The sequence below is a fragment of the Marivita sp. NO-S04 genome (genome assembly GCF_059070475.1).
The window spans coordinates 1,013,835-1,040,068 of the sequence record NZ_CM180980.1 but is presented as its reverse complement, the minus strand read 5'-3'; the positions used below and the strand labels follow the sequence as shown (position 1 = coordinate 1,040,068).

The window sequence follows — 26,234 nt, the reverse complement described above, 5'->3', positions numbered from 1 at the left end:
CTAGCCTGCGGGACAGCACTGTCCAGCAGGTTCGACCATGGAATCGAGGTTCATCATCTCGCGCGTTCCGTATCCGTTGAACGGAGTGACCAGCGCAAGGCTGTAAGCGCCCGCCCCGGTGATCAGAATATAGTCGCCATCCGCGATCCCGGCGGGCAGCATCCACGGGTCCGGCACCCGGTCGAGGCTGTCACATGTGGGGCCAAAAATAGTGAATGGCTGGGGCGTTCCCGTGACGGGGTGGCCCTGCTGGTTCAACGCGGTCTGGCGCGCGGGCACGGGCATATCGCGCCATTCACCCAGTGCGCCATACAGACCGTCATTCAGCGTCAGCACGCCGTCACCCCGCGCCTTGACGCGCAGCAAGAGCCACATCGCGTCAGCCACCATCGCCCGCCCCGGTTCGCACCAAAGCTGCGGCGGCTGATCCGGAAAATGCGCTTTGGTCGCGGCTGCAATGGTTTCGAACAAGTGCTGCCGCAGGGTTTTGCCGCCGCGCGGAAGGGCCGGAAACCCGCCCCCGACATTCAGCGCCGCAAGCCGCACCACGGCACGTTGCGCAACTTCTGCGCAGGCGGCGATATAATCGGCCCAACTGGTAGGATCAGTGCATTGCGTAACCGGATGAAAGGTCAGCGCCGGGATCATGCCCCGGGCCACAACGGTGCGCAGCAGCTCTATTGCCACATCGGGCGAAGCGCCGAACTTGCTGCCGAAATCATACGCGCCGCCGCCCCTTTTCAACGACAGGCGTACGGCCACTTGTGTGTTGGGGGCAAGCTGCCCCAGCTTGTCCAGCTCAGACGTCCGGTCCACTGACCACGAGGCGATGCCCAGCGCCTTGGCTTGCGTGATCTCGGAGTCTGACCGCACCGGGTTGTGGTAATGCAGCCGCGCGTTAGGCATGGCCTGACGTGCCGCATGCATCTCGGCGACAGAGGCCACGTCGAATGTGGTCACCCCGGCACGGACCAGATTGTGCAGGATATCGGTCGCGGGATTGGCCTTGACCGCGTAGCTGACCTGACCGGGAAAGCCGCGCAGAAAGCTGTGCGCCGTGCGCTGCAACACGTGCGGGCGCAGGATCGCCAGCGGATCGTCCGGCTGTCTGTCTGCGATCACTGCCGAGATGCGCGCCCGGTCGTACCGCGCCTGTGTGATGTCTTGTGCCCCTGCAACCATGACTGCCTCATCTGGTTCTGTTTCTTTCAGTCTGCGTGCATTCCCCGTCGGTTCGTGTCGGCAGTTCTTGCAAAACAGACTCTTTTGCCTTCAGACTGACGGAATGAGCATACAGATCGACGAAACAGACGCCGACTTGATCACGCTGCTGCGCCGCGATGCGCGGATGCCGGTGGCGGAACTTGCCCGCAAGCTGGGATTGGCGCGCACCACGGTGCAGACGCGCATCGACAGGCTGCTGGAAAAGGGCGTGATCGCCGGGTTCACCCTGCGCAGCGGCGATGCTCTTGCCGCCCCGATCCGGGCCACCGCACTGGTGTCGATTGCGCCACGCACCGGGCCTGCGGTTCTGTCCCGTCTGCAGTCACTGCCGAATGTTGAGGCGGTGTTCACCGTGTCGGGCCGGGTCGATCTGGTGGTCGAGATCAGTGCCCAGACGACACAGGATCTGGACCGCACGCTGGACGATATTGCCGAGGCAAAAGGCGTTCAAAGCTCAGAGAGCTTTATCCACCTGTCGACCAAGATCGACCGTCGGGGTTAGGTTAGGCGGCGCAGCCTTAAAGCGACGTGGCCCCTAGTCTTCCTCGGCGGTGCTGTATTTCTGGATCACCCCCGCTTGGGCGATAAAGAACACAAAGGTCGCGCCGGTCAGAACGAAGGTTTCGAAATAGACCCAGGTTTCCGTACTTTGCGTGCGCCAGATGATCTCGTTCGAGATCGCGAGCAGGAAGAAAAACCCGGTCATCCGCTTGGTCAGGATCATCCAGCCCTCTTGCTCCATCGGCAAAAGTTCCCCCATGACCACACGCAGATAGCTTTGATTGCGCAAGAGGCCCACAGCAAGGATACCTCCGAGCAGCGAATAGACCATGGTGGGCTTCATCTTGATGAACCGGTCATCATTGAGCCAGACCGTCAACCCGCCGAACACCACCACCAGAACAGCAGTGACGATCTGCATGCGGCTGATATGACCCATGAGCCACCACAAAAGCCCCATCGAGGCGAGGATCACCGGGATGAACACGGCGGTGGCAACGATGAACCCGTCATACTCGGTGCCGCCAAAGGTGAAGACCTCGTCCTTGACCCAGAGATAGGCCACGAAGAATCCGATCACCGGGCCCAGTTCCAATGCAGATTTCACCCATTGCGGGACATGCCGTTGTGCCAAATCTCAGCCTCCAAATTCCACAATGACAGCCCCTAGCGCGATCAGGGCCATGAGCGCAATCCTTCGCGGACCCACGGTTTCCTTCAGGAAGACCCAACCGATGATCGCGGCAAAGACTGTCGATGTTTCGCGCAGAACCGCCGCTTCGCCCACATTGTCGAGGCGCGTGGCCACCATGATGGAGCCGAAACTGAAAAAAGCCACCAACCCGCCGATCACACCTCTGACAGCCAGTGGGCCAAGAGCGGGTTTGTGGGTCATGTTGCGATAGCGCAGGGCTGCGATGATCGGCATGGCGATGCCATCGATCATGAAGAACCACGCCAGAAAGGTGAACGGGTTGGCTGTGGCACGGATGCCGTAGGCGTCATACGTGGTGTAAAGTGCCACGAAAAGGCCAGTGGCCACGGCGAGCATCAAGGCGATGGGAAGCGTGTCGCGCTCGGACACAAGATAGATCAGGTTGTAGACCGCAAGCCCGAAGATGCCCGCAAGCAGCACCGCAAGGCCCAGCCATTGGGTGACGGAAAAAACCTCTCCGAAAATCAGATACGCGCCGATAACGGCAAAAAGCGGCCCTGTGCCGCGCACCACGGGGTAGACAACGGTAAACGCACCTTTGGTGTAGGCCTGCGCCTGCAAAAGCTTGTAGCCCAAGTGGATGATAAACGCGCCCGCAAAGATCGGCCACATATGCGGCTCTGGCCATGGGACCACGAAAAGCGCAAAGGGGGCCGCCATCAGACCGTAGCTGATGTCGATCGCCCCGCGCGACATCCACGGATCATGTTTACCCTTCTGCAACGCGCCGAACGCGGCGTGCAACACGGCGGCCAGAAGCGCCAGCCAGAGGGCAAGCTGTTTCCCGGCCTCAGTGCCTTCGATGGAGACAATAAAGTCGCTGATCATGGGCGGTGGACGGATTTTGCAAAATCCGTCTGAGGGGCTCTGCCCCTCGGCGCTGCGCGCCTCACCCCGAGGTATTTGGGGCCCAAAGAAGCGCTCATTCGGTGGCAAGCCCCGTCAGGGCCGCTGCGAATTCCTCGGGATCGAAAGGCTGCAGATCGTCGATCTGCTCCCCCACCCCGATGGCGTGGATCGGCAGACCGAACTTGTCGGCTAGCGCCACCAGCACACCGCCTTTGGCGGTGCCGTCGAGTTTGGTCATTACGAGGCCGGTCACATCGGCCAGTTTCTGGAAGGTTTCCACCTGGCTCAATGCGTTCTGACCGGTCGTAGCGTCAAGCACCAGCAGCGTGTTGTGCGGCGCGTCGGGGTCTTTCTTGCGAATGACCCGGACGATCTTGGCCAGTTCCTCCATCAGGTCCTGACGGTTTTGCAGACGGCCTGCCGTGTCGATCATCAAGAGATCCGCGCCATCGGCTTGTGCTTTGGTCATGGCATCAAAGGCAAGGCTGGCGGGGTCGGAGCCTTCGGGAGCAGTGAGAACCGGAACCCCCGCGCGGTCGCCCCAGACCTGCAACTGTTCGACAGCAGCAGCGCGGAACGTGTCACCTGCGGCGATCACCACTTTCTTGCCCGCTGCGCGGAATTGGCTGGCGAGTTTGCCGATGGTTGTGGTCTTGCCCGAGCCGTTGACGCCGACGACAAGCACCACCTGCGGCTTGGTCGGGTAGAGCGGCATCGGTTTGGCAACCGGCTCCATGATGCGGGCCACTTCGCCCGCGAGCAATTCCTTGATCTCGCGCACGCTGAGTTTCTTGCCGTAGCGCCCTTCGGCAATGTTGGCGGTCACGCGTAGCGAGGTGTCGACGCCCATGTCGGCCTGGATCAGCAGCTCTTCGAGCTGTTCCAGCATGTCGTCGTCGAGCTCGCGCCGAATCTCAGTCGGGGCTGTGGTGCGACCCAGCAGGCGACCGAGGAAGCCGGGTTTGCGGGCCTCGGCAACTGGGGTCTCTTCGACAAGGCCGACCGATTGTACCGGTATTTCGAGCGGCGCGGAGGGCTGCACCTCGGTGGGAGGTGCCGGAATCGGATCGCTGGGTTGTGGGGTTTCCACAGGAGGTGGCGGCGGGCTGACCGGGGTCGGCTCGGGTGCGGGCATGTCAGGGCCGGGTGCGGGCGATGTATCCGGCGGCAAATCGGGTTGCGGGATTTCCTGCGGTGTTTCGGGTGCGGGCAGATCTGGCTGCGGGACCTCTGGGGGTGTTGGCGGTTCCGGCAGCTCTGGCTCTGGCAGGTCGGGCTCTGGCACCTCTTCCGGAGTTGGAGGTGCGGGCACGTCTGGCGGCGGCGTTTGCGGCGCAGGTGGGGACGGCGGGGTCGGGTCGCTGGGCGGCGGCACTTCCGGGGTTGGGGTTTCCTCACCACCGTCGGAGACGATGGCGTCCAACCCCTCGTCCAGCTTGGACGAGGATTTGAAGAGCTTGGATTTCAGCTTGCCGAAAAAGGACATGTGGGACCGTCCGTGTCTGGGTCGTTCCCCTTTCACCTAGTCCTTATCCGGCCAAGATGGAAGGCTCAGACCTCGTCCGGGAAATGCTTCATCGTCAGGCGAATGGGGTTTGGTGCGGCCTGCCCCAGCCCACAGATCGACGCGTCGGCCATAGCGGTGCACAGCTCCTCGAGCAGCGGCTGATTCCAATGCTCGGCCTGCATCAGCTTGACGGCCTTTTCGCAGCCCACGCGGCAGGGGGTGCACTGGCCGCAGGATTCGTCCTCGAAGAAGCGCAGCATGTTGAGCGCGGCATCCCGCGCGCTGTCTTTGTCCGACAGAACAACCACGGCAGCGGAACCGATGAAGGACCCGTGTGGCTGCAACGTGTCGAAGTCGAGGGGGATATCGTTCATCGACGCGGGCAGGATGCCCGAGGAAGGCCCACCGGGCTGGTAGGCCTTGAAGCTGTGGCCCTTGGCCATGCCGCCTGCGGCGTCGATGATGTCGGTGATCGTGCTGCCTGCGGGAAGCAGGTAGACGCCCGGAGCGGCTACGCGCCCCGACACCGAATAAGAGCGCAGGCCCTTGCGGCCGTTCTTTTCGGTGCTGCTCAGGCATTCCGGCCCTTCGCGGCAGACGCGGGCGACCCAGTAGAGGGTTTCGACGTTGTGCACCAGCGTGGGGCGGTTGAAGATGCCAACTTGCGCCACGAAAGGCGGGCGGTGGCGGGGCATACCGCGTTTGCCTTCGATGGATTCGATCATCGCGGATTCTTCGCCGCAGATATAGGCGCCCGCGCCACGGCGCAGGTCGATATAGCCGGGGGCGACCATGCCTGTGGCCTCCAACGCTGCGATTTCACGGCGCAGGATTTCGAGAACGGCCGGGTATTCGTCGCGCATGTAGATAAAGCAGGTCTCCGCTTCGACCGCCCATGCGGCGATCAGCATGCCTTCGAGGAAAAGATGTGGAACGCGTTCGAGGTAGAAGCGGTCCTTGAACGTGCCGGGCTCGCCCTCGTCCCCGTTGACGGCCAGGTAGCGCAGGCCGGGATTGGCGCGGACGAAGCCCCATTTCTTGCCAGACGGGAATCCCGCCCCACCAAGACCACGAAGGCCTGAGGCGAGGACCTTGTCCTGCACGTCTTCCCAATTGCCGTTGGCACGGAGGTCCATCAGCGCGGAATAGCCGCCAGTTTTGAGGTAGGCGTTCAGGTCCTGATAGTCGGGGACATGCGCATGGGTTTCGTCTGCCGCGATGGCGGCGTGCACTTTTTCCGGGGTGGCGTGGTCGATATGGTTGTGACCCAGTTCCAGCACCGGGGCGGTGTCGCAGCGGCCCATACACGGGGCCCGGACAACGCGCACCTCTGCCGGGTCAAGCCCGTCTTCCAGCGCCTGTTGCAAGGCCTGCGCGCCTGCCAATTCGCAGGACAGCGAATCGCAGACCCGGATGGTCAGTGCGGGCGGTGGGGTTTCGCCTTCCTTCACCACATCGAAATGCGCGTAGAAGGTGGCGACCTCGTAGACCTCGGCCATGCTGAGGCGCATCTCTTCGGCCAAAGCGCGCAGATGGTCGGCGCTCAGATGGCCGTACGCGTCCTGAATGAGGTGCAGGAATTCGATCAGCAGATCGCGGCGATGCGGATGATTGCCCAGCAGAGCCTGCACCTCGGCCAGAGCCTCGTCGGTGTATTGACGGCCCTTGGGCGTCTTGCGGCCCTTGCCGCGTCCGGATTTCCAAACACCTTTGCGTTCGTCCAATGCCATCGGGGTCGTCCTTTGTTCGCGTCTGGCGGCAAACTCGCACAGGCGCGCCATCGCCACGAGCCTGAAAACGACGCTAAACGCGGTCCAACCGCCCTGCCGCCTGCGCGCATGGGCAACCTATGTAGAATTTCGGAAATCTTACGCCGATGTCATTTGTGCAGGCGACCGGTCTTGGCTAGGCTCATGCCATGAGACAAACACTTCGATCCGCCGCGTTTGTGGCCTTGCTGTCCACACCTTGTTTTGCCGCCGAACCGATGAACGGCGCGCAATTCGAGGCCTATGTCGAGGGCAAAACGCTTTATTTCGGGCAGAACGGTCAGGCTTACGGAGTCGAAGAATATCTCGAGGACCGGCGCGTGCGATGGTCGTTTCTGGATGGTCAGTGCAAGGATGGGGTCTGGTACGAAGATCAGGGCATGATCTGCTTTGTCTACGAGGACAATCCGACGCCGCAATGCTGGTCATTCTTCAAGGAAGCAAACGGCTTGCGGGCGATCTTCGAGAATGATCCGAACGCGACAACCCTGTACGAGGCGCAGCAGAACGACGAGCCGATGATGTGCCTCGGGCCTGAAGTCGGGGTCTGACGCCGCGCCATAGAATTCTGAACATACAGCAGCGCAGAGCGCGTTCCTTTGAACAAACGAAAAAGGCCGGTCAAAAGACCGGCCTTTCGAATTTAGGAATAGCGTCGCTTATTCGCGATTGCCGAACAGCTGCAGCAGGAACATGAACATGTTGATGAAGTTCAGGTAGAGGCTCAGAGCGCCCATGATACCCGACTTCGCCATCCATTCTTTATCGCCATGTGCGGCGTGCTGGAGGTAAGTGTTCTTGATGTTCTGCGTGTCATATGCGGTCAGACCGGCGAAGATCAGCACACCGAGGATCGAAATCGCGAACATGATCGCGGGCGAGCCAAGGATGATGTTCACGATGGACGCCACGATCAGGCCGATCACACCCATGATCAGGAATGCGCCCCAACCCGAGATGTCTTTCTTGGTTGTGTAGCCGTAGAGCGACAGACCCGCGAATGCGATCGCGGTCACGAGGAAGATCTGCGCGATGGACATGCCGGTGAAGGCCACGAAAATCCAAGCAAGGCTCAGGCCCATGACGGACGCGAACGCGTAGAAGAACAGTTGTGCACCAGCGGCCGACAGTTTGTTGATCATCGCGCTCATGGTGAATACCATGATCAGCGGTGCGAACATCACGATCCAGCCAAGGATGTTCGGCTGAAGCGTTGCAGGATCGCGGAAGACCGCAAGCAGGTCGGGGCTTGTGCCCACGGCCCAAGCGACAGCGAAGGTGAGCAGCATGCCGATCGACATGGTGCCGTACACCTTACTCATATGCGCGCGCAGACCCTCATCAATCTGGGCGGCTCGGGCGCCAGCAACGCCGGTCGTCCGGATTGTGTTATACTCAGCCATTCATCCCTCCGAAATAAAATGGATGCCCACCGCACCTGCGGGGGCAGATGTTCAGAATATCGGGGCTTCGGGGGGATATTTCAAGCAGTCCGACACATTCTTACTGCCAAAAAATGCATGGCATATACATTTTTAAGCAATCTTGTGCGCCGGACTGCCTGTGATCACTTCGTCCATGAGGCCGGCGCGTCCCAAAGGGGGCGGTTTGCCTCGGCTTCGGCGGTGCGACGATCCAGACCGATATCGTCCAGAAGATGCGCATCAAGCGACGCCAGACGGGCACGGCTGCGGTGCAGCGCCATGGCGCTCGAGATACGGGCCATCAGGCTGCGGCGGGGGGCGGTCAAAGCGGCGTGGCTCAAACCGGTGTTCATCAAGCTTTGCATGTCTAATACCTTTTGTTTCGTGATGATTGGGACGCCAACCATCGTATTGCCTGATGTATATGGCCCTGCTATTATCATTTGTGAAACGAATGTTATTGAACTCAATCATCATGGATCGTGATGCATGCGAAACCTCGACATCACCACGCTCCGCTCGTTCATCGCGGTCGCCGACGCGGGTGGCGTGACCCGGGCGGCGTCTTTTCTGAACCTGACGCAATCGGCGGTGTCGATGCAGATCAAACGGCTTGAGGAAAGCCTTGATCTGACCCTGCTCGACCGACAGGGACGCGGTGTCGCGCTCACATCCGCGGGAGAGCAACTTTTGACCTACGCCCGGCGCATCGTCGATCTGAACGACGAGGTTTACGGCAAACTGACAAATACGGTGTGGGAAGGGGAAATCATCCTCGGGGTGCCGCATGACATCATATACCCCGCCATTCCCAATGTGATGAAAGCGATGCAGCGTGATTTTCCCCGGGTGAAAGTGCAGTTGCACAGTTCTTATTCCAGCGACCTGAGGGAACGGTTTGCGCGGGGAGAGGTGGATGTGATCCTGACCACCGAAACCAAGCCCGACGGTGCCGCCGAGATCCTGATGAAAGTCCCGCTGCGCTGGTATGGCGCACCTGGTGGGCAGGCGTGGAAAGTGTCCCCCCTGCCCGTTGCGTTCTGCAATCATTGCTCGTTCCGGCCCGTGGCGCTGAACACATTGGAAAAAAGCGGTGAGAAATGGGATCTTGTGCTGTCCTCGGACAGCGACCGCGCCATCGACGTGGCGGTGAGCGCCGATCTGGCGGTGACTTCGGTGCTCGAAGGTCACGAGCCACCGCAGTTCGAAGCGATCCCGGCCAGCGCGAATCTGCCAGATCTTGGATACCAATCGGTGGCGCTCTATCGCGGAACGGCCCGGCCGCAGATCATCGAGCCGCTGTGCGATCTTTTGCGGCGGGAATTTGCGGCGATTTCGGGCGTGGACCTGCGCGCGGCAGAGTAAGGCTTTTTGAAGGGCCTTGGACGCGGTTTCGAAACCGCGGCCAAGCGCTATCAGGCGATGGTGACAACAACCTTGCCAGTGGACGCACGGCTGCGCAAAAGTTCCAGCCCTTCGTTGGCCGCATCAAGCGCAAGAACGTGGCTCACATGCGGCGTCAACCGACCCGCACAATACCACTCCATCAAGGTCGCCAGGCTATCGGTCACCACTTTGGGCCGGAATTGCAGATATCCGCCCCAATACACTCCCAGAACCGACAGGTTCTTGACGAGCAGGTGGTTCGACTTGATCTGTGGCACGTCTCCGCTGGCAAATCCAATCGGCAAAAGCCGCGCCTCTGGTTTGCAGGATCGGAAGGCCGCCATAAACTGTTCGCCCCCGACCGGATCATAGACCACGTCGGCAGCGCCCAAGGATTTCATTTCAGCCCGAATGTCCTGCGTTTCAGCATCGATCAAGTGATCCGCCCCAGCCGCCTTGGCCGCCTCAAGCTTGGCCGCGCCGCGCGCGCAAGCCACGACGTTAGCTCCCATCAACTTGCCGATTTCGACCGCCGTTAGTCCAACGCCCCCAGCAGCCCCCAGCACCAGCAATGTCTCGCCCGGCTGCAACCGCGCCCGGTGGTCGAGCGCCACATGACTGGTGCCATACGCAATTTGAAACGCCGCCGCATCGACCATGGACATCGCATCCGGCAGCTGCACCGCCCGGCGCGCATCAAAACAGCCGTATTCGGCAAGCCCGCCCTGTCCCCCGAACACCGCGACACGGTCACCCAAAGCGAATCCCTCGACCTCTGCGCCCAGGGCATCGACGGTGCCAGACACCTCCATACCAAGCGTGAATGGCAACTCTGGCGTGTCCTGATAGGTGCCTTTGACCATCAGAAGATCAGCGAAATTCAACCCACAGGCGTGGATTCGCACCCGAATCTCACCTGCTGCGGGTTCCGGCATGACCACATCGTGGATTTTCGGTGCGGTATCGTGATTGTGGACCTGAAACGCCTTCAAAGCGGGCTCCCAAATTAAATTTTCACGATATGACTTTGGCTTACGCGCACGTCACTGTCACGCGGCCAACAGAGTGTTTGCGTTAACACGACCACAAAAACCTGCGAGTTATTGAAATGGGTGAATGTTTTTCGGAAGGCGCAGACCAATTTTCTTGCCCTCATACCTGTCATACTATAGCTTCCGGCCATCAATAAACGGATAGGTTGTTCTGCTTAAGCCTTGCGAAAGCACCTTTGCCTATCTTCCTGTCCGAAACAAAAAGACGAAGCAAAGTTTGGCGAAAGGGAGCAAGATGGCACATCCTGTTGACGTCCATGTGGGTAAGCGGGTTCGGCATCGGCGCTGGCTGGTCGGGATGACCCAGCAGCAACTGGCTGAAAAAGTCGGGATCAAATTCCAGCAGATCCAGAAATACGAAACCGGCGCAAATCGCGTCAGCGCGTCCCGCCTCTGGGATATTGCAGATGCATTGGACGTGCCGGTAGCCTTCTTCTTCGAAGGCATCGAAGACGCCGAGAAGAAAGAGACGCAAACAGTCGGCGCCGAAGCGATCCCGGCAGATCTTTTGGGTGACAAGGAAGCACTGGATCTGATCCGGTCTTACTATTCGATCCCCGAAAACCAACGTCGTCGCCTGTTCGAACTGGCGCGCGTGTTGTCAGACGTTGCTTGAGCAGCAAAGCCGCCTGAGGTAGCCCTTGTCGGGCTGCTTGCAGGAGGCACTTCATGACAAAATTCACTTCGGACGATGCCGCTGACCTTTGGTCAGTGGCCGAACGCATGGCAGAGGCCGCCCGTGCGGCGATCTTGCCACATTTTCGTTCTGTTGGACTTACCGCCGACAACAAGCTGGCAGGCGGGTTTGATCCCGTCACCATCGCCGACCGCGCGGCGGAAACCGCAATGCGCGATGTGCTGGCCGATCTGCGTCCCGATGACGGCATTCTGGGTGAAGAACATGGCAGCGTCGCAGGCACCAGTGGCCTCACATGGGTGCTTGATCCGATCGATGGAACACGGTCTTTCATCAGTGGGACCCCAACATGGGGCGTGCTGATCGCACTTTCCGATGACACCGGCCCAGTCATGGGCATGATCGACCAACCCTATGTCGGGGAACGGTTCATGGGCGGGCTTGGTCGCTGTAACTGGACAGGTCCCGGGCGCAGCGACACACTTGGCACCAAATCGACCACCGATCTGTCCCAAGCCATCCTGTTCTCGACCTTTCCCGAGATCGGCACAGATGCCCAACGTCAGGCGTTCCAGCGCGTCACCCCCACGGTCAAGCTGACCCGCTATGGCTGCGATTGCTACGCCTATGCACTTCTGGCGGCCGGGCAGATCGATCTGGTGATCGAAGCAGGGCTCAACGCCTATGACATTCAGGCGCCGATCGCCGTGATCGAAGCGGCAGGCGGCGTCGTCACGCAATGGGACGGGTCTCCAGCCCATGACGGCGGCACTGCGCTGGCGGCCGCAACGCCAGAGCTGCACGCAGCGGCCTTGGCGCTTCTCAATGGCTGACAAACGCGGCTTTTGGCGTTACACCTGATCCCGCCCGGGCGAGTCCTTCCGCTCCTTTTCTGTCGCCCCGGCGGGTTATCCACACCGAAAAGGGCACATTTTGTGTGGAGGGAACGGCATGGCCATCCTGATCAAGAACGCAACCACCGTCGTCACAATGGACGCCACCCTGTCGGAACTGGCGCAGGCGGACATTCGTGTCGAAAACGGTGTCATCACCGACATTGGCACAGGATTGACGGGTGCCGAGGATACCATCGACGCCACAGGCTGCGTCGTGACACCGGGGCTGGTGAACACACACCACCACCTCTACCAGACGCTGACCCGCGCGGTGCCCGGTGGGCAGGATGCGCTGCTCTTTGGGTGGTTGCAGACGCTCTATCCGATTTGGTCGCGCTTTGGCCCCGAAGAGATGTTCACCTCGGCCCAGATCGGGCTGGCCGAACTGGCGTTGTCGGGCTGTACGCTCACCTCGGATCACCTGTACCTCTATCCCAATGGCGCGCGGCTGGATGATACCATTGCCGCCGCCCAAGAGATCGGGATGCGCTTTCATCCCACACGTGGCGCGATGAGCATTGGCGAAAGCGATGGCGGTTTGCCGCCAGATGCTTTGGTCGAAGATGAGGCGGCGATCCTCGAAGATTGTATCCGTGTGATCGACGCCCATCACAACCCGCGCGAAGGCGCCATGGTGCGGGTGGGTGTTGCCCCCTGCTCGCCCTTTTCGGTCAGTCGCGACCTGATGCGCGACGCGGCCCTTCTGGCCCGCGACAAGGGGGTGATGCTGCACACCCATTTGGCCGAAAATGACGAGGACATCGCCTATTCCCTTGAAAAGTTCGGCTGCTGCCCCGGCCAATACGCCGAAGACCTTGGCTGGACGGGCCCCGATGTCTGGCACGCACATTGCGTCAAACTCGACGGGAAAGAAATCGACCTCTTCGCCAAATCCCGCACCGGGGTGGCGCACTGCCCCTGTTCCAACTGCCGCCTTGGATCAGGCATCGCGCCGGTCCGTGCGATGCGCGACGCAGGCGTGCCGGTGGGTTTAGGAGTCGACGGATCGGCCAGCAATGACGCGGGCAATCTGGCGGCAGAGGCGCGGCAGGCCATGTTGCTGCAACGGGTCGCCAATGGCGCAAACGCCATGAGCGCGCGGGAAGCGCTTTTCATCGCCACCCGTGGCGGGGCCGAGGTTCTGGGTCGCCCCGATTGTGGCCAGATCGCCCTTGGCAAACGTGCCGATATCGCCATCTGGGATGTGACCAGCGTTGAGAGCGCCGGAAGCTGGGACCCGGCAGCGCTTCTCATGGCGGGGCCAACGCAGGTGAAGCACCTTCTGGTCGAGGGTCGCCAGATCGTGCGCGACGGGCATGTGACCACCATTGATCTGCCGCTCGTGGTTGAACGGCAGAACGCATTGGCGCGCGCGCTGATGGGGTGAGCCCCCAAAGCTTTTCGAAAAGCTTTGCCAGATGCGTCGAAGCATCTGGCACCCAGCGCATGATTTGTTAGTGTCGCTGCAAACCTATGCAGACCAAGGGACCGCGCCGATGACACGCATCAAGACCACCCATGTCGGATCGCTGCCGCGCACGCAGAAGGTGGTGGATTTCATCTTCGCCCGCGAAAACCGTCAGGACTATGACAGCACCGCGTTTGACGCAGCGATGACCGAGGCCGCCAGCAATACCGTGCGTAGGCAGGTCGAGGCGGGCATCGACATCGTATCAGACGGCGAGACCTCCAAGATCAGCTACGCCACCTACGTGAAAGACCGCTACACTGGGTTTGACGGCGACAGCCCACGCAATGCACCAGCGGATCTGAAGCTCTACCCGACTTTCCTTGAACGGCTGAAAGATGATGGCGGCACACCGAAATACGCGCGCCCCATGTGTGTGGGTGAGGTCACATCAAAGGGTCAGGGCGAGTTGGAAACTGACATTGCCAACCTGAAGGCCGGGATGGCGGCACACGGCGCGACCGAGGCGTTCATGAACGCCGCCTCCCCCGGTGTGATCTCGCTCTTCCTGCAAAACGATTTCTACCCCACCCGCGATGCTTATTTGGCTGCTTTGGCGGATGCGATGCGGGATGAGTATCGCACCATTGTGGACAGCGGGCTGATGCTACAGCTTGACTGCCCCGATCTGGCTCTCTCGCGGCACATGATCTTCACCGATCTGAGCGATGCCGAATTCGTCAAGATCGCCGATGCCCATGTGGAGGCGATGAACCATGCGCTCGATGGGATCGACCCTGCCCGCGTGCGGGTGCATATTTGCTGGGGCAATTACGAAGGCCCACATGTCTGCGACATCGACATGGACACCGTGTTCCCAACCCTGATGAAAGTGCGCGCAGGACAAGTGCTTTTCGAGACTTCGAACCCGCGTCACGCCCATGAATGGACTGTGTTTCGCGACCGGAAGGCGGAGATCCCCGAGGACATGGTGCTGGTGCCCGGTGTGATCGATTCGACCACCAACTTCGTCGAGCACCCCGAAGTGGTGGCCCAGCGGATCGAACGTTTTGCCGACATCGTCGGTGCGGACCGCGTGATCGCAGGCAGCGATTGCGGATTCGGGACATTTGCGGGGTTTGGCGCGGTGGACCCCGAGATTGCCTATGCCAAGCTTGAAACATTGGCCAAGGGCGCCGCACTTGCGTCTGCGCGTCTCTAAGCCATGATAGAACCCGTCGTCTTTCTGCCCGGCATGATGTGCGACGCGCGGCTTTATGAGCCGCAAATCAGGGCGTTTTCCGCCACCCATCCAGTGATGGTCGCGCCGATCACGCATGGTCAGCGGATCGAGGAGATCGCGTCGGCCATCCTGCCGCTTCTGCCGCCTAAATTCGCGCTGGCCGGTCTGAGCATGGGGGGCATCGTGGCGATGGAGATCCTGCGCCGCGCCCCCGAACGCGTGACCCGCATCGCGTTGATGGACACCAATTGCCTTGCCGAAACGCCCCCTATTGCCGCCAACCGCGAACCGCAGATCGTCAAGGTGAAGTCGGGCAAGCTGACCGAGGTGATGCGCGACGAGTTGAAACCCAATTACCTTGCCCCCAGCCCCCGCCGCCCCGCCGTGCTGCAAACGGTGATGGACATGGCACACACATTGGGACCCGAGGTGTTCATCGCCCAGTCCCGCGCCCTGCAGCGCCGCCGCGACCAGCAATCGACCCTGCGCAAGATCCGCCAACCCGCGTTGGTACTGTGCGGTGCGCATGATGCGCTGTGTCCCGTCAAGCGTCATACCTTTATGGCCGAACTGATCCCGCATGCGCGGCTGGTGGTGCTCGAGGACGCCGGACACCTGCCGACGCTGGAAACCCCGGACGAGACCAATGACGCGCTCTGGGAATGGCTGCACCAGCCTTACGTTCTGCGTTAACGCATCGGATCGGCACATGCCGATCCGATATATTGGGGGGCCAGCCCCCCAAACCCCCCGACATATTTCAGAAAAGAAGAAGAACTGACTGTGGCGCGGTCGCATGGTGATTGACCGCACCAGGCACTTGCCCTACCCCACGTCTCGCGCGGAGGGCCGGATGGCCGCCCCTATATGGGGAGGAAAGTCCGGACTCCCTGAAGCAATGGTGCCGGGTAACGCCCGGGCAGGGCAACCTGACGGAAAGCGCCACAGAGAACAGACCGCCCCGATTTTGGTCAGGGTAAGGGTGAAACGGTGGGGTAAGAGCCCACCGGGGGGCTGGCAACAGTCCCCGCATGGCAAGCCCCACCGGGAGCAATGCCGAATAGGGGGATCGCGCCGCGTGTCGGCAGGGTCGCTTCAGCCCAGATCCCCGGGTTGGCAGCACGAGGCCGATGGCAACATCGGTCCCAGAGGAATGGTCATCTATCCTTGGGGCAACCCAAGGGGGACAGAATCCGGCTTACAGGCCCTCCGCGCGTTTTTTGTGGCCGTTTTGACGACGAAGTCCCGCAAGAAGGGTTGACTCACCCGTGCGCGCGGGTAGAAGGCAGCCTTCATACTGGAATTCACGGGCATCCTTTGCCCGGTGCAGGAGACGACCCATGGCGAAGCCGACCACAATCAAAATCCGCCTGAACTCGTCTGCGGGAACGGGTCATTTCTATGTGACCAAGAAAAACGCGCGGACGATGACGGAAAAGATGTCTGTTCGGAAGTACGACCCCGTCGCGCGCAAGCACGTCGAGTACAAAGAAGGCAAAATCAAGTAAGTCTTCCATTCACACGGACAGTGAAGAAAAGCCGCGCCGGGGCAACCCGGGCGCGGTTTTTTTATGCTCGTAGCCCTCAAAGAGGGAGAAGTCCGACAGACTCAGGGCAAAAGCACTTGTATCCCAAGACATGGGAACAAACCGAAAATTTCTTTTTCCAAGAGAACACGAGCTATGGAACACATTTTGGCTTTGGGGTTTGGAGTGCCAGCTCTTACCGCATTTACATTCATTATCGCAGGTCGTTCGATCTCGATTCCGCAGTCCGTTTTTGTTGTAGTTGGATCAATACTTGTTTTTTTGGGCTTTGCTCTTGGAAGTCTGGCGGCCTTGTTTCGCGGGGCGTTGATACCGGGTGAGTATTCGGGATGGTCCACGTCAGCCATATTGCTGGATCAGCTTTATATCAGCGGAGCGGTTGGTGGCGGAGCCATACTTTTCGGCTCCTTACTCATTTTATTTCGAAAAAGACTGTCGAGCTGAGCAAGTCAAAATCCTTTGCAAGCCACATGTCAGCCTTTTCTCTCCCCCATCACCCAAACCCCGGACACTGCGCGGTCATCGCCCATCATAATTGTCGGGAACACCGCCTCCCAGATGTCTCCAGCCCGTGCGCTGCGTTGCGCGATGGCGGGGGTTGATCCCAGATCAAGCGTGATGAAATCCGCCTCAGACCCCGGTGCCAAAGTCCCCACCCGGTCCGCGATCCGCAGCGCACGCGCCGACCCTTCGGTTGCCAGCCACAGCAAGGCCGACGGATGCAACGCCACACCGCGCAATTGCGCCACCTCGTAGGCCGCCGCCATCGTGCGTAGCATTGAAAAAGACGACCCGCCGCCGGTATCCGTTGCCAGCCCGACGCGCTGACCCTCGGCCACGAGCCCGGCCATGTCGAACAACCCCGACCCGATGAAGGTGTTTGAGGTTGGGCAATGCACCAGAGCCGCGCCAACCTCGCGCAGGCGGTCGCGTTCGCGGGGTTCCAGATGGATCGCGTGGCCGAAGAGGCCGTTTGCCCCCAGCAGGCCATGCGCTTCGTAGGTGTCCAGATAATCCCGTGCCTCGGGGTAGAGTCCGCGTACCCAGGCGATCTCGTCGGTCTGTTCGCTTAGATGCGTTTGCATCAGGCAATCAGGGTGTTCGGCCCACAATGCGCCCAGCGCGGACAATTGCTCGGGCGTCGAGGTGGGCGAGAATCGTGGTGTGACGACGTAGGACGCCCTGCCCTGCCCGTGCCACCGTTCCAGCAGCGCCTTGCTGTCGTCATAGGCTGATTGCGCGGTATCCAGCAGACCGTCGGGCGCATTGCGGTCCATGCAGGTCTTGCCACCCAGCACTCGCATGCCCCGCGCGGCGGCGGCGGTGAAATAGGCGTCCACGCTTTCAGGATGGATCGTGCAATAGCTGCACATGGTCGTGGTGCCGTGCGACAGGGCCAGATCCATATACCGGCCTGCAATTTCGGCGGCATAGTCCGGATCGCCGAACCGCATCTCCTCGGGGAAGGTATAGGTGTTGAGCCAGTCGATCAGCCGCTTGCCCCAGCTCGCGATCATTGCGGTCTGCGGATAATGCACATGCGCGTCGATGAAACCCGGAAGGATCAGTGCCTGCCCATGATCCTCAACCGCAGCCTGCGGATAGTCGCGCCGCAGGTCGTCCGCCGTGCCGCGCGCCACCACATGCCCCCCCTGCACCGCGATCGCGCCGCGCGAGTCGTGATGGGCGGCGTCCGGCCCGTCGATCATGGGATCGCTGCTGAACCAGAGCGTCTGGCCAAGGTGAAGCGTGATATCTGACATGGAATGCCCTTTTTGACACTGGCTGCGTGAACCTATCTCTAGATACAGAGTTGGTAAATCACGCGGACGCTCTGTTTTCTCCCGAGCCGATTGCGTAAAGGTGACACAAAGCGCACAGCGAGGGGGCAAGATGAGCGACGATCCAACCATCGAGGCACCCGAGGTCGAAGACACCGAAGACGCCTACAGCCTTGGTCGCAAGGCCGTGGCGCAAATCCTGTTTGCCGTAGACCGGGACGACCGTGAAGAGCTTGTCGCGCTGATGGAGCCGTTGCACCCGGCTGACATCGCCGACCTTCTGGAACAGATCAACGCCTTCGACCGAATGCGTCTGATCAAGCTCTACGACAAGGAGTTCGACGGCGACATCCTGTCGGAACTCGACGAATCCATTCGGGAAGAGGTCATTGGCCTGCTGTCGCCGGAAGTTCTGGCCGACGCCGTCCGCGATCTTGAAAGCGACGACGTTGTCGACCTTCTCGAGGATCTTGAACAAGGACAGCAAGACGCGATCCTTGACGCGCTCGAAGACAGTGACCGCGTCGCGGTTCAGCAATCGCTCACCTATCCGGAATATTCCGCCGGACGCCTGATGCAGCGTGAAGTGGTGATGGCTCCCGAACACTGGAATGTCGGAGAAGCTATTGATTACTTGCGCAATTCTGACTATCTGCCCGATCAATTCTACCACATTGTGCTGGTTGATCCGCGCCTGCGCCCGGTGGGCAATGTCACGCTGGGCAAGCTGATGGGATCGCGCCGCGAGGTGATGTTGCAATCACTGGTCGAGGACACCTTCCACGTGATCCCGGTCGCGCAATACGAAGGCGAAGTCGCCTATGCGTTCAACCAGTATCACCTGATCTCGGCCCCGGTGGTCGATGAGAACGAGCGGTTGGTGGGTGTCATCACCATCGACGACGCCATGGCGGTGCTGGACGAAGAGCACGAAGAAGACGTGCTGCGTCTGGCGGGTGTGGACAGTGAAAGTTCGCTCTCGGACCGCGTGCGCGAAACCACCAAGCGGCGGTTTCCATGGCTGTTGGTCAACCTGATCACGTCGATCCTCGCCAGCCTCGTCATCGCGCAGTTCGAAAACGCGATCGCCACCATCGTCGCCTTGGCGGTGCTGATGCCCATCGTCGCCTCGATGGGGGGCAACGCCGGGACGCAGTCGCTCACCGTTGCGGTGCGGGCGCTGGCGACCAAAGACCTGACCGGATCAAACGTCTGGCGGGTGATCCGACGCGAGGTCATCGTGGGGTTGATCAACGGAATTGCCTTTGCCGTGATCATGGGAATCGTCGGCTATGTCTGGTTTGGCTCGCTCGCGCTGGGGGGCGTGATTGCGGCGGCAATGGTGATCAACCTTGTCGTGGCCGGGCTTGCAGGCACGGCGATCCCCATCGTGCTGGAAAAACTTGGTATTGACCCGGCGCTGGCCTCGGGGGCCTTTGTCACCACGGTCACGGACGTGGTCGGCTTCTTTGCTTTCCTCGGCCTCGCCGTGCTGGTGCTGCTGTGACATTGGACGCGCGCAAGGCTGCCGCGCGCAAAGCCGCCTTTGCCCGCCGTAAGGCCGCGCACGAGGCGGGGCATCGCGGTGCAGCTGGCCATCTGAGCGAAGTGCTCGCTGGCTATCGCGGTGTGCCGGTGTCGGGCTACCTGCCGATTCGAACCGAGATCGACCCCCTGCCCGCCATGGCCGAAGCCGCAGCACATGGGCCGGTGGGCGTGCCAGTGATCCGCGCCGCCGGAGCACCCTTGGTGTTCTCGCAATGGGAGCCTGACTGCGCTTTGGTCGATGGCCCATTTGGCGCGTCCGTGCCTGCCGTAGAACGGCTGATCACCCCCGAAGTGCTGATCGTGCCACTGGTCGCGTTCTCCCGGTCAGGCGGACGGCTGGGCTATGGCGGCGGGTTCTATGACCGCACACTGGAAGGTCTGCGCACTCAACGCGCCACTCTGGCGATCGGCTTTGCCTACGCCGCGCAAGAGGCCGATGACCTGCCGCTGGAGCCAACAGACCAACCGCTCGACATGATCGTGACCGAGCGGGAGGTCATCGAGATCGCGCGGTCGGTCTGACTGCTGATGGGTTGCGGTTGTGTCTGGTGTGCGGACAAAACTGCCGTTTGCAATACTAAGCTCATAAAGTCACAGGTTGCCAAAACACCGTCGCATCTCGCCTCCCAGTTCGAAGGCCATTTCTTTGGGTGACTTCCCAAATTCAGATTTCGCCGCCGGATTTGCACCAGATTTCAAGAGCGCCTTGACAACAACAATGTTTCCTCGGCCTACGGCGACATGAAGCGGCGTCTCTGACATGTCTCCAACGGCGTTCAAGTCGGCACCCGCCTCGATAAGTAACAATGCTCCGTACGTATTCTCTCGCCAAAGCATCACATGCAATGGGGTATCACCATCGGAGTCTCTGCTGTCTATGTGAACTGGAGCTTCACCCATTTCAGCGGGGAACAGGGTTTCGGAACATGACAAGAGGAGTTGATCCAAAGTCTCTCTGGATTTGAGTTTCTTAGACATTCTGCCTCGGATCAAATTCTTTCTCAGTGCTCCGCTAACACAGTTGAATTCCCCGTCGCTAGGCTCAGGACCCATTGATTTCGGAACAGCGGCGTGATTCACGGTTCGAAAAACGAGCTGTGAACATGTCTGATCTTTTCTGGCTGAGCGATGCGCAGATGGCGCGTCTTGAGCCTTTCTTCCCCAAGTCCCACGGCAAGCCCCGCGTTGATGATCGACGTGTTTTGAGCGGGATTATCTTCATCAATCGCAATGGTTTACGGTGGCGCGATGCCCCTGCTGCCTATGGGCCGCATAAGACGCTGTACAACCGTTGGAAACGGTGGAGCGACAAGGGCATCTTCGCGCGGATGATGGCCGGTCTGGCCGCCGAGCACGTCGAGGCGAAGACTGTTATGATCGACGCCACTTACCTGAAGGCCCACCGAACAGCGACCAGCATGGGCGTGAAAAAGGGGGGCGTGGACGCCTGATTGGTCGGACCAAGGGAGGCATGAACACCAAATTGCATGCCATCTGCGACAGCCAGGGCCGGCCCCTTAACCTGTTCGTCACGGCGGGCCAGGTCAGCGACTACATCGGCGCACGGGCATTGTTGAGCAGTCTGCCGGATGTCGACTGGCTGCTCGGGGACCGCGGATACGACGCCGACTGGTTCAGAGAAGCGTTGAAAGACAAAGGGATACGCGCCTGCATCCCAAGCCGAAAGCAGCGCAAGAAATCCGTCAAGTACGACAAGCGCCGATACAAACGGCGCAACCGGATCGAGATCATGTTCGGCAGGCTGAAGGATTGGCGGCGTGTGGCGACACGATACGACAGGTGTCCGAAAGTGTTCCTATCAGCCATCGCGCTTGCTGCACTCGTCATTTACTGGCTATGAGTCCTGACCCTAACAAAAATATCAATTCAGTCTGGGCTCACTTATGCCATTCGCCGCACATATGCGCACCAGTTGCTGTACAGACCTATCCACCAGCGAGGTCTCATTCAGGCCTCCGCCGACTAATCAGCCCTCGAAGCGGCTTTTCCGCAAGACATCACCCCGCACGCGGCCCGTTGTAATCGGCGTCTGACACGTGCTCCTGCCAGTCCGCCGTCTTGCCTTCCACTGCGGTCTGCACTGCCAGATGGGTCATGGCACAATCCGGCGACGCGCCGTGCCAGTGCCGTTCGCCCGGCGCGAACCAAACCGTATCTCCCGGGCGCAGCACTTGCACCGGCTGGCCTTCTGACCCAGCCAAACCCAGCCCGGAAACGATGTGCAAAGACTGACCCGCTGGGTGCGTGTGCCATGCGGTCCGTGCACCGGGCTCGAATGTCACCATCAGGATCTTGACAGCGGATTCGTCGTCGCCTGAGACAACCGGGTCCATCCGGACGGTCCCGGTGAAATAATCGGGGCTTGGCGCTTGCGATGGCCGGTCTCCGGCACGGTGGATTTTCATGGTGGGCTCCTCTCTATGTGTTTGGCTGAGATAACGCGGCGGCGTCGAATGGAAAGCGTCGCGGTGTGACCCGAGGCACGGCTGTGTCTTACCGATCCCCCGGTGCGATGCCACGCAGACGCAGGCTCAGGTCTTCGACCTCTTCCGCCGTCCAGCGCGAAAGCACACGCGTGGTGCTAGCAGGCTGATGGCCCAGCCCAAGCGTCTTGCCTGCGCGATGCGCGCCCTTGGGCCGGATCGGACGCTGGGAAAAGCCACCGCCACAGGTGGCGCAGACACTGTGCAGAACGCTCTCAACGCACTGGGCGCAATAAGTGCACTCATAGGAACAGATGCGCGCGTCTTCGGCGTCAGGCGGCAAATCCTTGTCGCACCATTCGCAATTCGGTCGAAGTTCCAGCATGGCAGCCCCGGCAAGAAAGATCGGATACCGGATCAAAACCTCTCTTGCCAGCAAACTGCAAGCACCGCGATCACGCGATGCCGGTTTTCAACCATGCTTCGGCCTCGTCACGCTCGTCCAAATCGAACGCCTTGATGTCGAAACCTGGGATCAACGCACCTTCGATCTCGGCCGCAGTGCGCAGCCACGACGTATCACTAAGAACGGCGCACCGATCGAACCGACCCAGCAGGCCAAACAGCTTGGGCAAACGCGCCATCTCGGCTGCAATCGCCCCAAGATCGGGAAAGGCGAACGACGTAACCGTATAGAGCATCGTGCCCTTGTTCACATCTTGCGACTGTTCAAGAAGATCATCGAGACCCTTGGCCATTTCGTCAGACGAAATCTTGCCGGACAGGTCAACATCGACGCGGTTCGCTTCGGGTTTGGTGATTGTCAGCATAGTCCCCTCCATTGGCTGGACCTAGACTCCACACCAAAAGACGCGATTACGCCATGATTCAAATCAACCTAGGCAAGAAATCGCTGCATAAAAACGGCTGGAAATGTGATCCCCGGACGCAGGTCGATGTCGATCCGGTTCGCTCCGGGTTTAGTCATCGTCAGCATGATCCCCTCCTTTTGACGCGTTCAGCGGGTCAAGTATGTGGAGCCCCTTCGATTTCGCCACCGATAGCTTTAAACAGTCGGTTTTACCCCTATATGGCGTTGTTGCATTACCCCGGCCTGAGGCGTGACGTCCCCTTACCCCGCTGACGTTATGCCACGCGGACGATCTCGGCGGTGCCGAGGGCGTTGAAGCGGTTCATGAGGGCGATGCGGATGTGGATTTCGGCGGTCTGTCGGTCGGGGTCTCTTGCCATGATACGCTCGCCGAAGGATTTCAGGCAGCGCATCTTCGCCTCGATCCGGTTGCGGGCGTGGTATCCGGTCCAGCGTTTCCAGAACGCCCGCCCGTAGTATCGCGTCGCGCGCAGGGTGTCGTTGCGGGCGCGTGCAGCCGGGCAGTCTTCTTTCCAGAGACGTCCGTTCTTTCGGATCGGGATGATCGGAACGGCGTCGCGTTCGATGATGGCCTTGTGGCAGCGGCGTGTGTCGTAGGCGCCGTCGGCGGTGACCGTGCCTATCTGCTCACCTGCCGGGATCTGGCCGAGCAGGTCGGGCAGCACGGGGCTGTCGCCGTCGCGGCTGGGGGTGAACTCGACTGCCCGGATGTCCGAGGTGGTGGTGTCCATGGCCAGATGGACTTTGCGCCATTGGCGTCGGCCTTGCACCCCGTGCTTGCGGGCCTGCCATTCGCCATCGCCGAGGAACTTGATCCCGGTGCTGTCGACCAGCAGGTTCAGCGGGCCGTCCGCACGGCGATACGGGACCTGGACGGCCAAGGTCTTTTGCCTGCGGCACAGCGTGGAAAAGTCCGGCACGGGCCAGTCCAGGCCGGCCAGTCGCAGCAGGCTGGCCACCATTCCGGCGGTCTGGCGCAACGGCAACTTGAACAGGACTTTGATCGATAAGCAGAACTGTATGGCCGCATCGGAAAACACCGCCGGACGTCCGGGTCGACTGTCACGCGGCGCGCGCCAGGTCATGTCCTTGTCGACCCAGATGAGCAGAGACCCCCGCTTCCTGAGTGACGCGTTGTAGCTGGACCAGTTCGTCGTGCGATAGCGGGCGGGAGATGGCTTGCTCATGCACCGCGTCTAACGCCATGGATTCGCGAAGTGAATCCTTCGTCGTCAGACTTTTGCAACAATGCCCCCCTATATGAAAAGCGACTTATGGCTCAACTTACTGTTTATGAAGATTTATATATTCGTAGTGGAGGAGAACCTTTGTGATCTTGTCGACATGGCATTGAGGATCTTGGTCGGCTCTGGCGCAGACTGTCCTCCATTCCTGCGCGAAAAGATTGCGGATCAACTTGGGATGATCTTCTTCCAGTAGCTCTAATCTCGATATCCACCATGGCAAGCTATCGCGATAGCACGTCTGGCGGCTTTCTTCTCCAATCTGGACAATGCAATATGCAATATGCTCGTAGTAGCAGTTGGTTTTTGCAGCAAAGTCTTTGGGAGAAATTTTCAAACAAGTGTCTACTTGTGAATGGATCCAAGTGCCGGGCTTTCCAATTTTGAAATCATTGTTTTCCGACGTTTCTGCTGCATGGGGTGCAAGAAATGAAATCGCCGCGGAAACAACCTTTAATGACGTTTTGGCCGATTTAATCTTAACCATTCTCTTCCTTCCCTTTGCAGTGCTTTTGTCTGCCTTCTGACCCTCGTCAGCATGGCTTAAGATGCAATCGCATCGAAAGCCTTTTACAGCCCTGACGCAACAGGTCTTGCCGTCCGAAGAGGATCATGTCGAAACGCTTCGTTCAGATCAGCCGTTTTGTCATCACCACCGCAGGAAACTCGATTCCCGGCCGCAGCGGGATGTCGATTTCGCCCTGCGCCACAAACCCCACGAATTCGTAGAACGGCACTGCCGTCCGAGTACTTTGGCAATGCAGCTGCATCATCCCGCAGGCGTGGGCATGCAGGATGATATGTTCGATCAACCGCCGCCCGATTCCTTCACGGATGCGCCGATGATCGGTCACCATATGGCGGATATGCCCGATGCCACGCGTCCCCGGCTTGCCGCCCGGCGCCTGCATTGTCCACCCGCCCGCGCCGACAATATCGTCACCGTCGCAGATCACGAAAAATGTCCCCGTTGCGATCAGCGCGGGCTGCGCCTTCGAGATCAAAGGCACCGCCGTCACCAACACCGAAGGCGGGTAATCCGGCTCGAGCAAGATCCTGTAGCTTTGACCGAACAGCCGATCAAGCGCATCCGTGTCCGACGGCTCTGCCGGGCGCAGGGTCAGGGTATCTGTGGTCATCTGGGCCTCTGCAAATATGTCTTGCACGGAACCTAGTGCCAGACATCCACGCGGCCAGACTAGGCCGCGTTCCAGGTTGGTCCAGCCGGATCGTCGGTCGACCGCACCCGGTACATCGACGCCTCTCCGGTCATGGCAGGCGTCACGCTATGGGCCAGACCGGGGGGCACCGCGACCGTGTCACCGGGGTTCAGCGCTGTGGTCCCACCATCCCAGCTCAGCCGCCAATGCCCGCGCATAGGCATCAGAACCTCGTGGCTGGCAACGGTATACATGGCCTCAGGGATCGACCCGCGTGTGATGAAATCCACATCAAAGCCCGGACGATCCCGCAGCCGCCCCTCCGGCCCGATCACCTTGGCAGGTTGCCGATCTGCCAGCGCCATCAGATCCCAATACCGCGCGACATATCCGGGAACGACATCTGCCGTTGTCGGTTCCGGAAACGCCTTCAACTCCTCATCCGTCAGCAAAGGCATCGGCTTCACGCCGTCCGGCAAAGCATGCCCCTTCTTGCTATCATAAAGCTTGCCGTTCTCGCCCAGCACCAGCCCGTGATCCTTGGCATCCTCGATCACCTGAGGCGCCCAGATCACCCCACCCCCAGCATCGTCGCCGCCAAGGATCGCCATGATCATCCCGTAATCGGTGCCGATATTCTCGAACCCGCGAAAGATGCCCGTGGGAATGTTGAAGATGTCGCCCTCTTCCAGCACCACTTCGCCCGCATTGCCCCAGCGCCCCCAGAAGAACCGCCAGCGGCCCTTGAGCACAAAGAACACCTCGGCCGTGCGGTGGCTGTGCAGCGAGTTACGGCACTTCGGCGGTTGCCCGGCTGCCCCAATGTTGAAGCCGGGCGTTTCGGTGATGTGCACATGCTGGTCCGCACTTTCCGACACGCCGCCGCCGATGATGGTAAAGTTTTCCTTCTGATCGCTACCCGGCGTGTGGGCGTCGATAAAGGCGGTGCGACAGGGGCGCAGATCGCCATAGCGGACGATACGGGCTTCCATCTCTTGCGGGGTCAT

The 26,234-nt window shown here is 60.3% G+C and carries 30 protein-coding genes and 1 other RNA gene; 14 read left to right on the top strand and 17 right to left on the bottom strand.

Features of this window, described 5'->3' with window-relative positions; all coding sequences use genetic code 11:
• The gene (locus ACK3EW_RS05560) at positions 1-1,182 is read right to left on the bottom strand and encodes an alanine racemase (RefSeq protein ID WP_493808785.1); all 1,182 of its coding nucleotides are present in this window, start codon (positions 1,180-1,182) and stop codon (positions 1-3) included.
• 109 nt (positions 1,183-1,291) lie between these two features.
• Between ACK3EW_RS05560 and ACK3EW_RS05555 the strand changes: the two genes are divergently transcribed.
• Positions 1,292-1,726, top strand: a complete 435-nt coding sequence (locus ACK3EW_RS05555) for an Lrp/AsnC family transcriptional regulator (protein ID WP_493809693.1) — start codon at positions 1,292-1,294, stop codon at positions 1,724-1,726.
• 33 nt (positions 1,727-1,759) lie between these two features.
• Here ACK3EW_RS05555 and ACK3EW_RS05550 read toward each other — a convergent pair whose 3' ends face one another.
• From ACK3EW_RS05550 to ACK3EW_RS05535, 4 genes are all read right to left on the bottom strand, one after another.
• Entirely contained in the window at positions 1,760-2,359 is a 600-nt protein-coding gene (locus ACK3EW_RS05550; protein ID WP_493808784.1) for an inner membrane-spanning protein YciB, read from the bottom strand.
• Between the two features lie 3 nt (positions 2,360-2,362).
• The gene (locus ACK3EW_RS05545) at positions 2,363-3,268 is read right to left on the bottom strand and encodes an EamA family transporter (RefSeq protein ID WP_439120316.1); all 906 of its coding nucleotides are present in this window, start codon (positions 3,266-3,268) and stop codon (positions 2,363-2,365) included.
• 94 nt (positions 3,269-3,362) lie between these two features.
• Entirely contained in the window at positions 3,363-4,775 is a 1,413-nt protein-coding gene (gene ftsY / locus ACK3EW_RS05540) for a signal recognition particle-docking protein FtsY (RefSeq protein ID WP_493808783.1), read from the bottom strand.
• A gap of 65 nt (positions 4,776-4,840) precedes the next feature.
• On the bottom strand, positions 4,841-6,526 hold the full coding sequence (locus ACK3EW_RS05535) for an NAD(P)H-dependent oxidoreductase subunit E (RefSeq protein ID WP_493808782.1): 1,686 nt from the start codon (positions 6,524-6,526) through the stop codon (positions 4,841-4,843).
• A gap of 188 nt (positions 6,527-6,714) precedes the next feature.
• Between ACK3EW_RS05535 and ACK3EW_RS05530 the strand changes: the two genes are divergently transcribed.
• Positions 6,715-7,116 carry a hypothetical protein gene (locus tag ACK3EW_RS05530; RefSeq protein ID WP_085629204.1) on the top strand — a complete coding sequence of 134 codons (402 nt, stop codon included), beginning with the start codon at positions 6,715-6,717 and terminating at the stop codon, positions 7,114-7,116.
• Between the two features lie 108 nt (positions 7,117-7,224).
• Here the strand turns inward: ACK3EW_RS05530 and ACK3EW_RS05525 are convergent, their stop codons facing one another.
• The gene (locus tag ACK3EW_RS05525; RefSeq protein WP_493808781.1) at positions 7,225-7,968 is read right to left on the bottom strand and encodes a Bax inhibitor-1/YccA family protein; all 744 of its coding nucleotides are present in this window, start codon (positions 7,966-7,968) and stop codon (positions 7,225-7,227) included.
• A 164-nt stretch (positions 7,969-8,132) separates the two neighbouring features.
• Positions 8,133-8,354 (bottom strand): DUF1127 domain-containing protein, encoded by a 222-nt coding sequence (locus tag ACK3EW_RS05520; protein ID WP_493808780.1) that lies wholly within the window; start codon positions 8,352-8,354, stop codon positions 8,133-8,135.
• A gap of 124 nt (positions 8,355-8,478) precedes the next feature.
• Here ACK3EW_RS05520 and ACK3EW_RS05515 point away from each other — a divergent pair, with 124 nt between their 5' ends.
• The gene (locus ACK3EW_RS05515; RefSeq protein ID WP_493808779.1) at positions 8,479-9,354 is read left to right on the top strand and encodes a LysR family transcriptional regulator; all 876 of its coding nucleotides are present in this window, start codon (positions 8,479-8,481) and stop codon (positions 9,352-9,354) included.
• Positions 9,355-9,404: 50 nt separating this feature from the next.
• On the opposite strand, the gene ACK3EW_RS05510 is transcribed toward ACK3EW_RS05515, so the two are convergent.
• A complete protein-coding gene (locus ACK3EW_RS05510) occupies positions 9,405-10,310 on the bottom strand; it encodes an NADPH:quinone oxidoreductase family protein (RefSeq protein WP_493808778.1) in 906 nt (301 codons plus the stop codon).
• A 352-nt stretch (positions 10,311-10,662) separates the two neighbouring features.
• Here ACK3EW_RS05510 and ACK3EW_RS05505 point away from each other — a divergent pair, with 352 nt between their 5' ends.
• The 8 genes from ACK3EW_RS05505 (at position 10,663) to ACK3EW_RS05470 (ending at position 16,602) form a co-directional block, all read left to right on the top strand.
• Positions 10,663-11,043, top strand: a complete 381-nt coding sequence (locus ACK3EW_RS05505; protein WP_493808777.1) for a helix-turn-helix domain-containing protein — start codon at positions 10,663-10,665, stop codon at positions 11,041-11,043.
• Between the two features lie 53 nt (positions 11,044-11,096).
• On the top strand, positions 11,097-11,897 hold the full coding sequence (hisN, locus tag ACK3EW_RS05500) for a histidinol-phosphatase (protein ID WP_493808776.1): 801 nt from the start codon (positions 11,097-11,099) through the stop codon (positions 11,895-11,897).
• 118 nt (positions 11,898-12,015) lie between these two features.
• Positions 12,016-13,347 (top strand): 8-oxoguanine deaminase, encoded by a 1,332-nt coding sequence (locus ACK3EW_RS05495; protein ID WP_493808775.1) that lies wholly within the window; start codon positions 12,016-12,018, stop codon positions 13,345-13,347.
• Positions 13,348-13,456: 109 nt separating this feature from the next.
• The gene (locus ACK3EW_RS05490; RefSeq protein WP_493808774.1) at positions 13,457-14,590 is read left to right on the top strand and encodes a cobalamin-independent methionine synthase II family protein; all 1,134 of its coding nucleotides are present in this window, start codon (positions 13,457-13,459) and stop codon (positions 14,588-14,590) included.
• 3 nt (positions 14,591-14,593) lie between these two features.
• Entirely contained in the window at positions 14,594-15,304 is a 711-nt protein-coding gene (locus ACK3EW_RS05485; RefSeq protein WP_493808773.1) for an alpha/beta fold hydrolase, read from the top strand.
• A 148-nt stretch (positions 15,305-15,452) separates the two neighbouring features.
• An RNA gene (gene rnpB, locus ACK3EW_RS05480) (RNase P RNA component class A) lies at positions 15,453-15,828 on the top strand.
• A gap of 123 nt (positions 15,829-15,951) precedes the next feature.
• Positions 15,952-16,119, top strand: a complete 168-nt coding sequence (gene rpmG / locus ACK3EW_RS05475) for a 50S ribosomal protein L33 (RefSeq protein WP_028958297.1) — start codon at positions 15,952-15,954, stop codon at positions 16,117-16,119.
• 174 nt (positions 16,120-16,293) lie between these two features.
• Entirely contained in the window at positions 16,294-16,602 is a 309-nt protein-coding gene (locus ACK3EW_RS05470) for a hypothetical protein (RefSeq protein WP_493808772.1), read from the top strand.
• Between the two features lie 29 nt (positions 16,603-16,631).
• On the opposite strand, the gene guaD is transcribed toward ACK3EW_RS05470, so the two are convergent.
• Positions 16,632-17,921, bottom strand: coding sequence for a guanine deaminase (guaD, locus tag ACK3EW_RS05465; protein ID WP_493808771.1), 1,290 nt, complete (start codon positions 17,919-17,921; stop codon positions 16,632-16,634).
• A gap of 130 nt (positions 17,922-18,051) precedes the next feature.
• Here guaD and mgtE point away from each other — a divergent pair, with 130 nt between their 5' ends.
• Positions 18,052-19,446 carry a magnesium transporter gene (gene mgtE, locus ACK3EW_RS05460; RefSeq protein WP_439120330.1) on the top strand — a complete coding sequence of 465 codons (1,395 nt, stop codon included), beginning with the start codon at positions 18,052-18,054 and terminating at the stop codon, positions 19,444-19,446.
• A complete protein-coding gene (locus ACK3EW_RS05455; RefSeq protein ID WP_493808770.1) occupies positions 19,443-20,009 on the top strand; it encodes a 5-formyltetrahydrofolate cyclo-ligase in 567 nt (188 codons plus the stop codon). The genes mgtE and ACK3EW_RS05455 overlap by 4 nt, the downstream gene beginning before the upstream one ends.
• A 69-nt stretch (positions 20,010-20,078) precedes the next feature.
• Here ACK3EW_RS05455 and ACK3EW_RS05450 read toward each other — a convergent pair whose 3' ends face one another.
• The gene (locus tag ACK3EW_RS05450) at positions 20,079-20,465 is read right to left on the bottom strand and encodes an ankyrin repeat domain-containing protein (RefSeq protein ID WP_493808769.1); all 387 of its coding nucleotides are present in this window, start codon (positions 20,463-20,465) and stop codon (positions 20,079-20,081) included.
• A 125-nt stretch (positions 20,466-20,590) separates the two neighbouring features.
• Between ACK3EW_RS05450 and ACK3EW_RS05445 the strand changes: the two genes are divergently transcribed.
• Positions 20,591-21,348 (top strand): IS5 family transposase gene (locus ACK3EW_RS05445; protein WP_493808768.1). Its coding sequence is split into 2 segments (ribosomal slippage): positions 20,591-20,912 and positions 20,912-21,348, totalling 759 coding nucleotides; the frame shifts between segments, so codons are not numbered across the junction.
• A gap of 157 nt (positions 21,349-21,505) precedes the next feature.
• On the opposite strand, the gene ACK3EW_RS05440 is transcribed toward ACK3EW_RS05445, so the two are convergent.
• The 7 genes from ACK3EW_RS05440 to ACK3EW_RS05410 all read right to left on the bottom strand — a co-directional run bounded on the left by ACK3EW_RS05440 (position 21,506) and on the right by ACK3EW_RS05410 (position 26,234).
• Positions 21,506-21,913 (bottom strand): (R)-mandelonitrile lyase, encoded by a 408-nt coding sequence (locus tag ACK3EW_RS05440; protein ID WP_439120251.1) that lies wholly within the window; start codon positions 21,911-21,913, stop codon positions 21,506-21,508.
• Between the two features lie 88 nt (positions 21,914-22,001).
• A complete protein-coding gene (locus ACK3EW_RS05435) occupies positions 22,002-22,352 on the bottom strand; it encodes a DUF1272 domain-containing protein (protein WP_493808767.1) in 351 nt (116 codons plus the stop codon).
• 34 nt (positions 22,353-22,386) lie between these two features.
• The gene (locus tag ACK3EW_RS05430; RefSeq protein WP_085633004.1) at positions 22,387-22,761 is read right to left on the bottom strand and encodes a SpoIIAA family protein; all 375 of its coding nucleotides are present in this window, start codon (positions 22,759-22,761) and stop codon (positions 22,387-22,389) included.
• Between the two features lie 316 nt (positions 22,762-23,077).
• On the bottom strand, positions 23,078-24,010 hold the full coding sequence (locus tag ACK3EW_RS05425; RefSeq protein ID WP_493806415.1) for an IS5 family transposase: 933 nt from the start codon (positions 24,008-24,010) through the stop codon (positions 23,078-23,080).
• Between the two features lie 97 nt (positions 24,011-24,107).
• The gene (locus tag ACK3EW_RS05420) at positions 24,108-24,554 is read right to left on the bottom strand and encodes a hypothetical protein (RefSeq protein ID WP_493808766.1); all 447 of its coding nucleotides are present in this window, start codon (positions 24,552-24,554) and stop codon (positions 24,108-24,110) included.
• 142 nt (positions 24,555-24,696) lie between these two features.
• Entirely contained in the window at positions 24,697-25,206 is a 510-nt protein-coding gene (locus ACK3EW_RS05415; RefSeq protein ID WP_493808765.1) for a GNAT family N-acetyltransferase, read from the bottom strand.
• 59 nt (positions 25,207-25,265) lie between these two features.
• The gene (locus ACK3EW_RS05410; RefSeq protein WP_493808764.1) at positions 25,266-26,234 is read right to left on the bottom strand and encodes a cupin domain-containing protein; all 969 of its coding nucleotides are present in this window, start codon (positions 26,232-26,234) and stop codon (positions 25,266-25,268) included.

Excerpts from the sequence above, each read along its gene's own strand:
- ACK3EW_RS05515 (WP_493808779.1), top strand. The coding sequence starts at position 8,479 with ATGCGAAACCTCGACATCACCACGCTCCGCTCGTTCATCGCGGTCGCC.
- ACK3EW_RS05505 (WP_493808777.1), top strand. The coding sequence starts at position 10,663 with ATGGCACATCCTGTTGACGTCCATGTGGGTAAGCGGGTTCGGCATCGG.
- ACK3EW_RS05535 (WP_493808782.1), bottom strand. The coding sequence starts at position 6,526 with ATGGCATTGGACGAACGCAAAGGTGTTTGGAAATCCGGACGCGGCAAG.
- ACK3EW_RS05525 (WP_493808781.1), bottom strand. The coding sequence starts at position 7,968 with ATGGCTGAGTATAACACAATCCGGACGACCGGCGTTGCTGGCGCCCGA.
- ACK3EW_RS05560 (WP_493808785.1), bottom strand. The coding sequence starts at position 1,182 with ATGGTTGCAGGGGCACAAGACATCACACAGGCGCGGTACGACCGGGCG.
- ACK3EW_RS05520 (WP_493808780.1), bottom strand. The coding sequence starts at position 8,354 with ATGCAAAGCTTGATGAACACCGGTTTGAGCCACGCCGCTTTGACCGCC.
- ACK3EW_RS05545 (WP_439120316.1), bottom strand. The coding sequence starts at position 3,268 with ATGATCAGCGACTTTATTGTCTCCATCGAAGGCACTGAGGCCGGGAAA.
- rpmG (WP_028958297.1), top strand. The coding sequence starts at position 15,952 with ATGGCGAAGCCGACCACAATCAAAATCCGCCTGAACTCGTCTGCGGGA.
- ACK3EW_RS05425 (WP_493806415.1), bottom strand. The coding sequence starts at position 24,010 with ATGAGCAAGCCATCTCCCGCCCGCTATCGCACGACGAACTGGTCCAGC.
- ACK3EW_RS05490 (WP_493808774.1), top strand. The coding sequence starts at position 13,457 with ATGACACGCATCAAGACCACCCATGTCGGATCGCTGCCGCGCACGCAG.
- mgtE (WP_439120330.1), top strand. The coding sequence starts at position 18,052 with ATGAGCGACGATCCAACCATCGAGGCACCCGAGGTCGAAGACACCGAA.
- ACK3EW_RS05495 (WP_493808775.1), top strand. The coding sequence starts at position 12,016 with ATGGCCATCCTGATCAAGAACGCAACCACCGTCGTCACAATGGACGCC.
- ACK3EW_RS05410 (WP_493808764.1), bottom strand. The coding sequence starts at position 26,234 with ATGACCCCGCAAGAGATGGAAGCCCGTATCGTCCGCTATGGCGATCTG.
- ACK3EW_RS05485 (WP_493808773.1), top strand. The coding sequence starts at position 14,594 with ATGATAGAACCCGTCGTCTTTCTGCCCGGCATGATGTGCGACGCGCGG.
- ACK3EW_RS05530 (WP_085629204.1), top strand. The coding sequence starts at position 6,715 with ATGAGACAAACACTTCGATCCGCCGCGTTTGTGGCCTTGCTGTCCACA.
- ACK3EW_RS05440 (WP_439120251.1), bottom strand. The coding sequence starts at position 21,913 with ATGAAAATCCACCGTGCCGGAGACCGGCCATCGCAAGCGCCAAGCCCC.
- ACK3EW_RS05510 (WP_493808778.1), bottom strand. The coding sequence starts at position 10,310 with ATGCCGGAACCCGCAGCAGGTGAGATTCGGGTGCGAATCCACGCCTGT.
- guaD (WP_493808771.1), bottom strand. The coding sequence starts at position 17,921 with ATGTCAGATATCACGCTTCACCTTGGCCAGACGCTCTGGTTCAGCAGC.
- ACK3EW_RS05450 (WP_493808769.1), bottom strand. The coding sequence starts at position 20,465 with ATGTCTAAGAAACTCAAATCCAGAGAGACTTTGGATCAACTCCTCTTG.
- hisN (WP_493808776.1), top strand. The coding sequence starts at position 11,097 with ATGACAAAATTCACTTCGGACGATGCCGCTGACCTTTGGTCAGTGGCC.
- ACK3EW_RS05470 (WP_493808772.1), top strand. The coding sequence starts at position 16,294 with ATGGAACACATTTTGGCTTTGGGGTTTGGAGTGCCAGCTCTTACCGCA.
- ACK3EW_RS05420 (WP_493808766.1), bottom strand. The coding sequence starts at position 24,554 with ATGGTTAAGATTAAATCGGCCAAAACGTCATTAAAGGTTGTTTCCGCG.
- ACK3EW_RS05430 (WP_085633004.1), bottom strand. The coding sequence starts at position 22,761 with ATGCTGACAATCACCAAACCCGAAGCGAACCGCGTCGATGTTGACCTG.
- ftsY (WP_493808783.1), bottom strand. The coding sequence starts at position 4,775 with ATGTCCTTTTTCGGCAAGCTGAAATCCAAGCTCTTCAAATCCTCGTCC.
- ACK3EW_RS05415 (WP_493808765.1), bottom strand. The coding sequence starts at position 25,206 with ATGACCACAGATACCCTGACCCTGCGCCCGGCAGAGCCGTCGGACACG.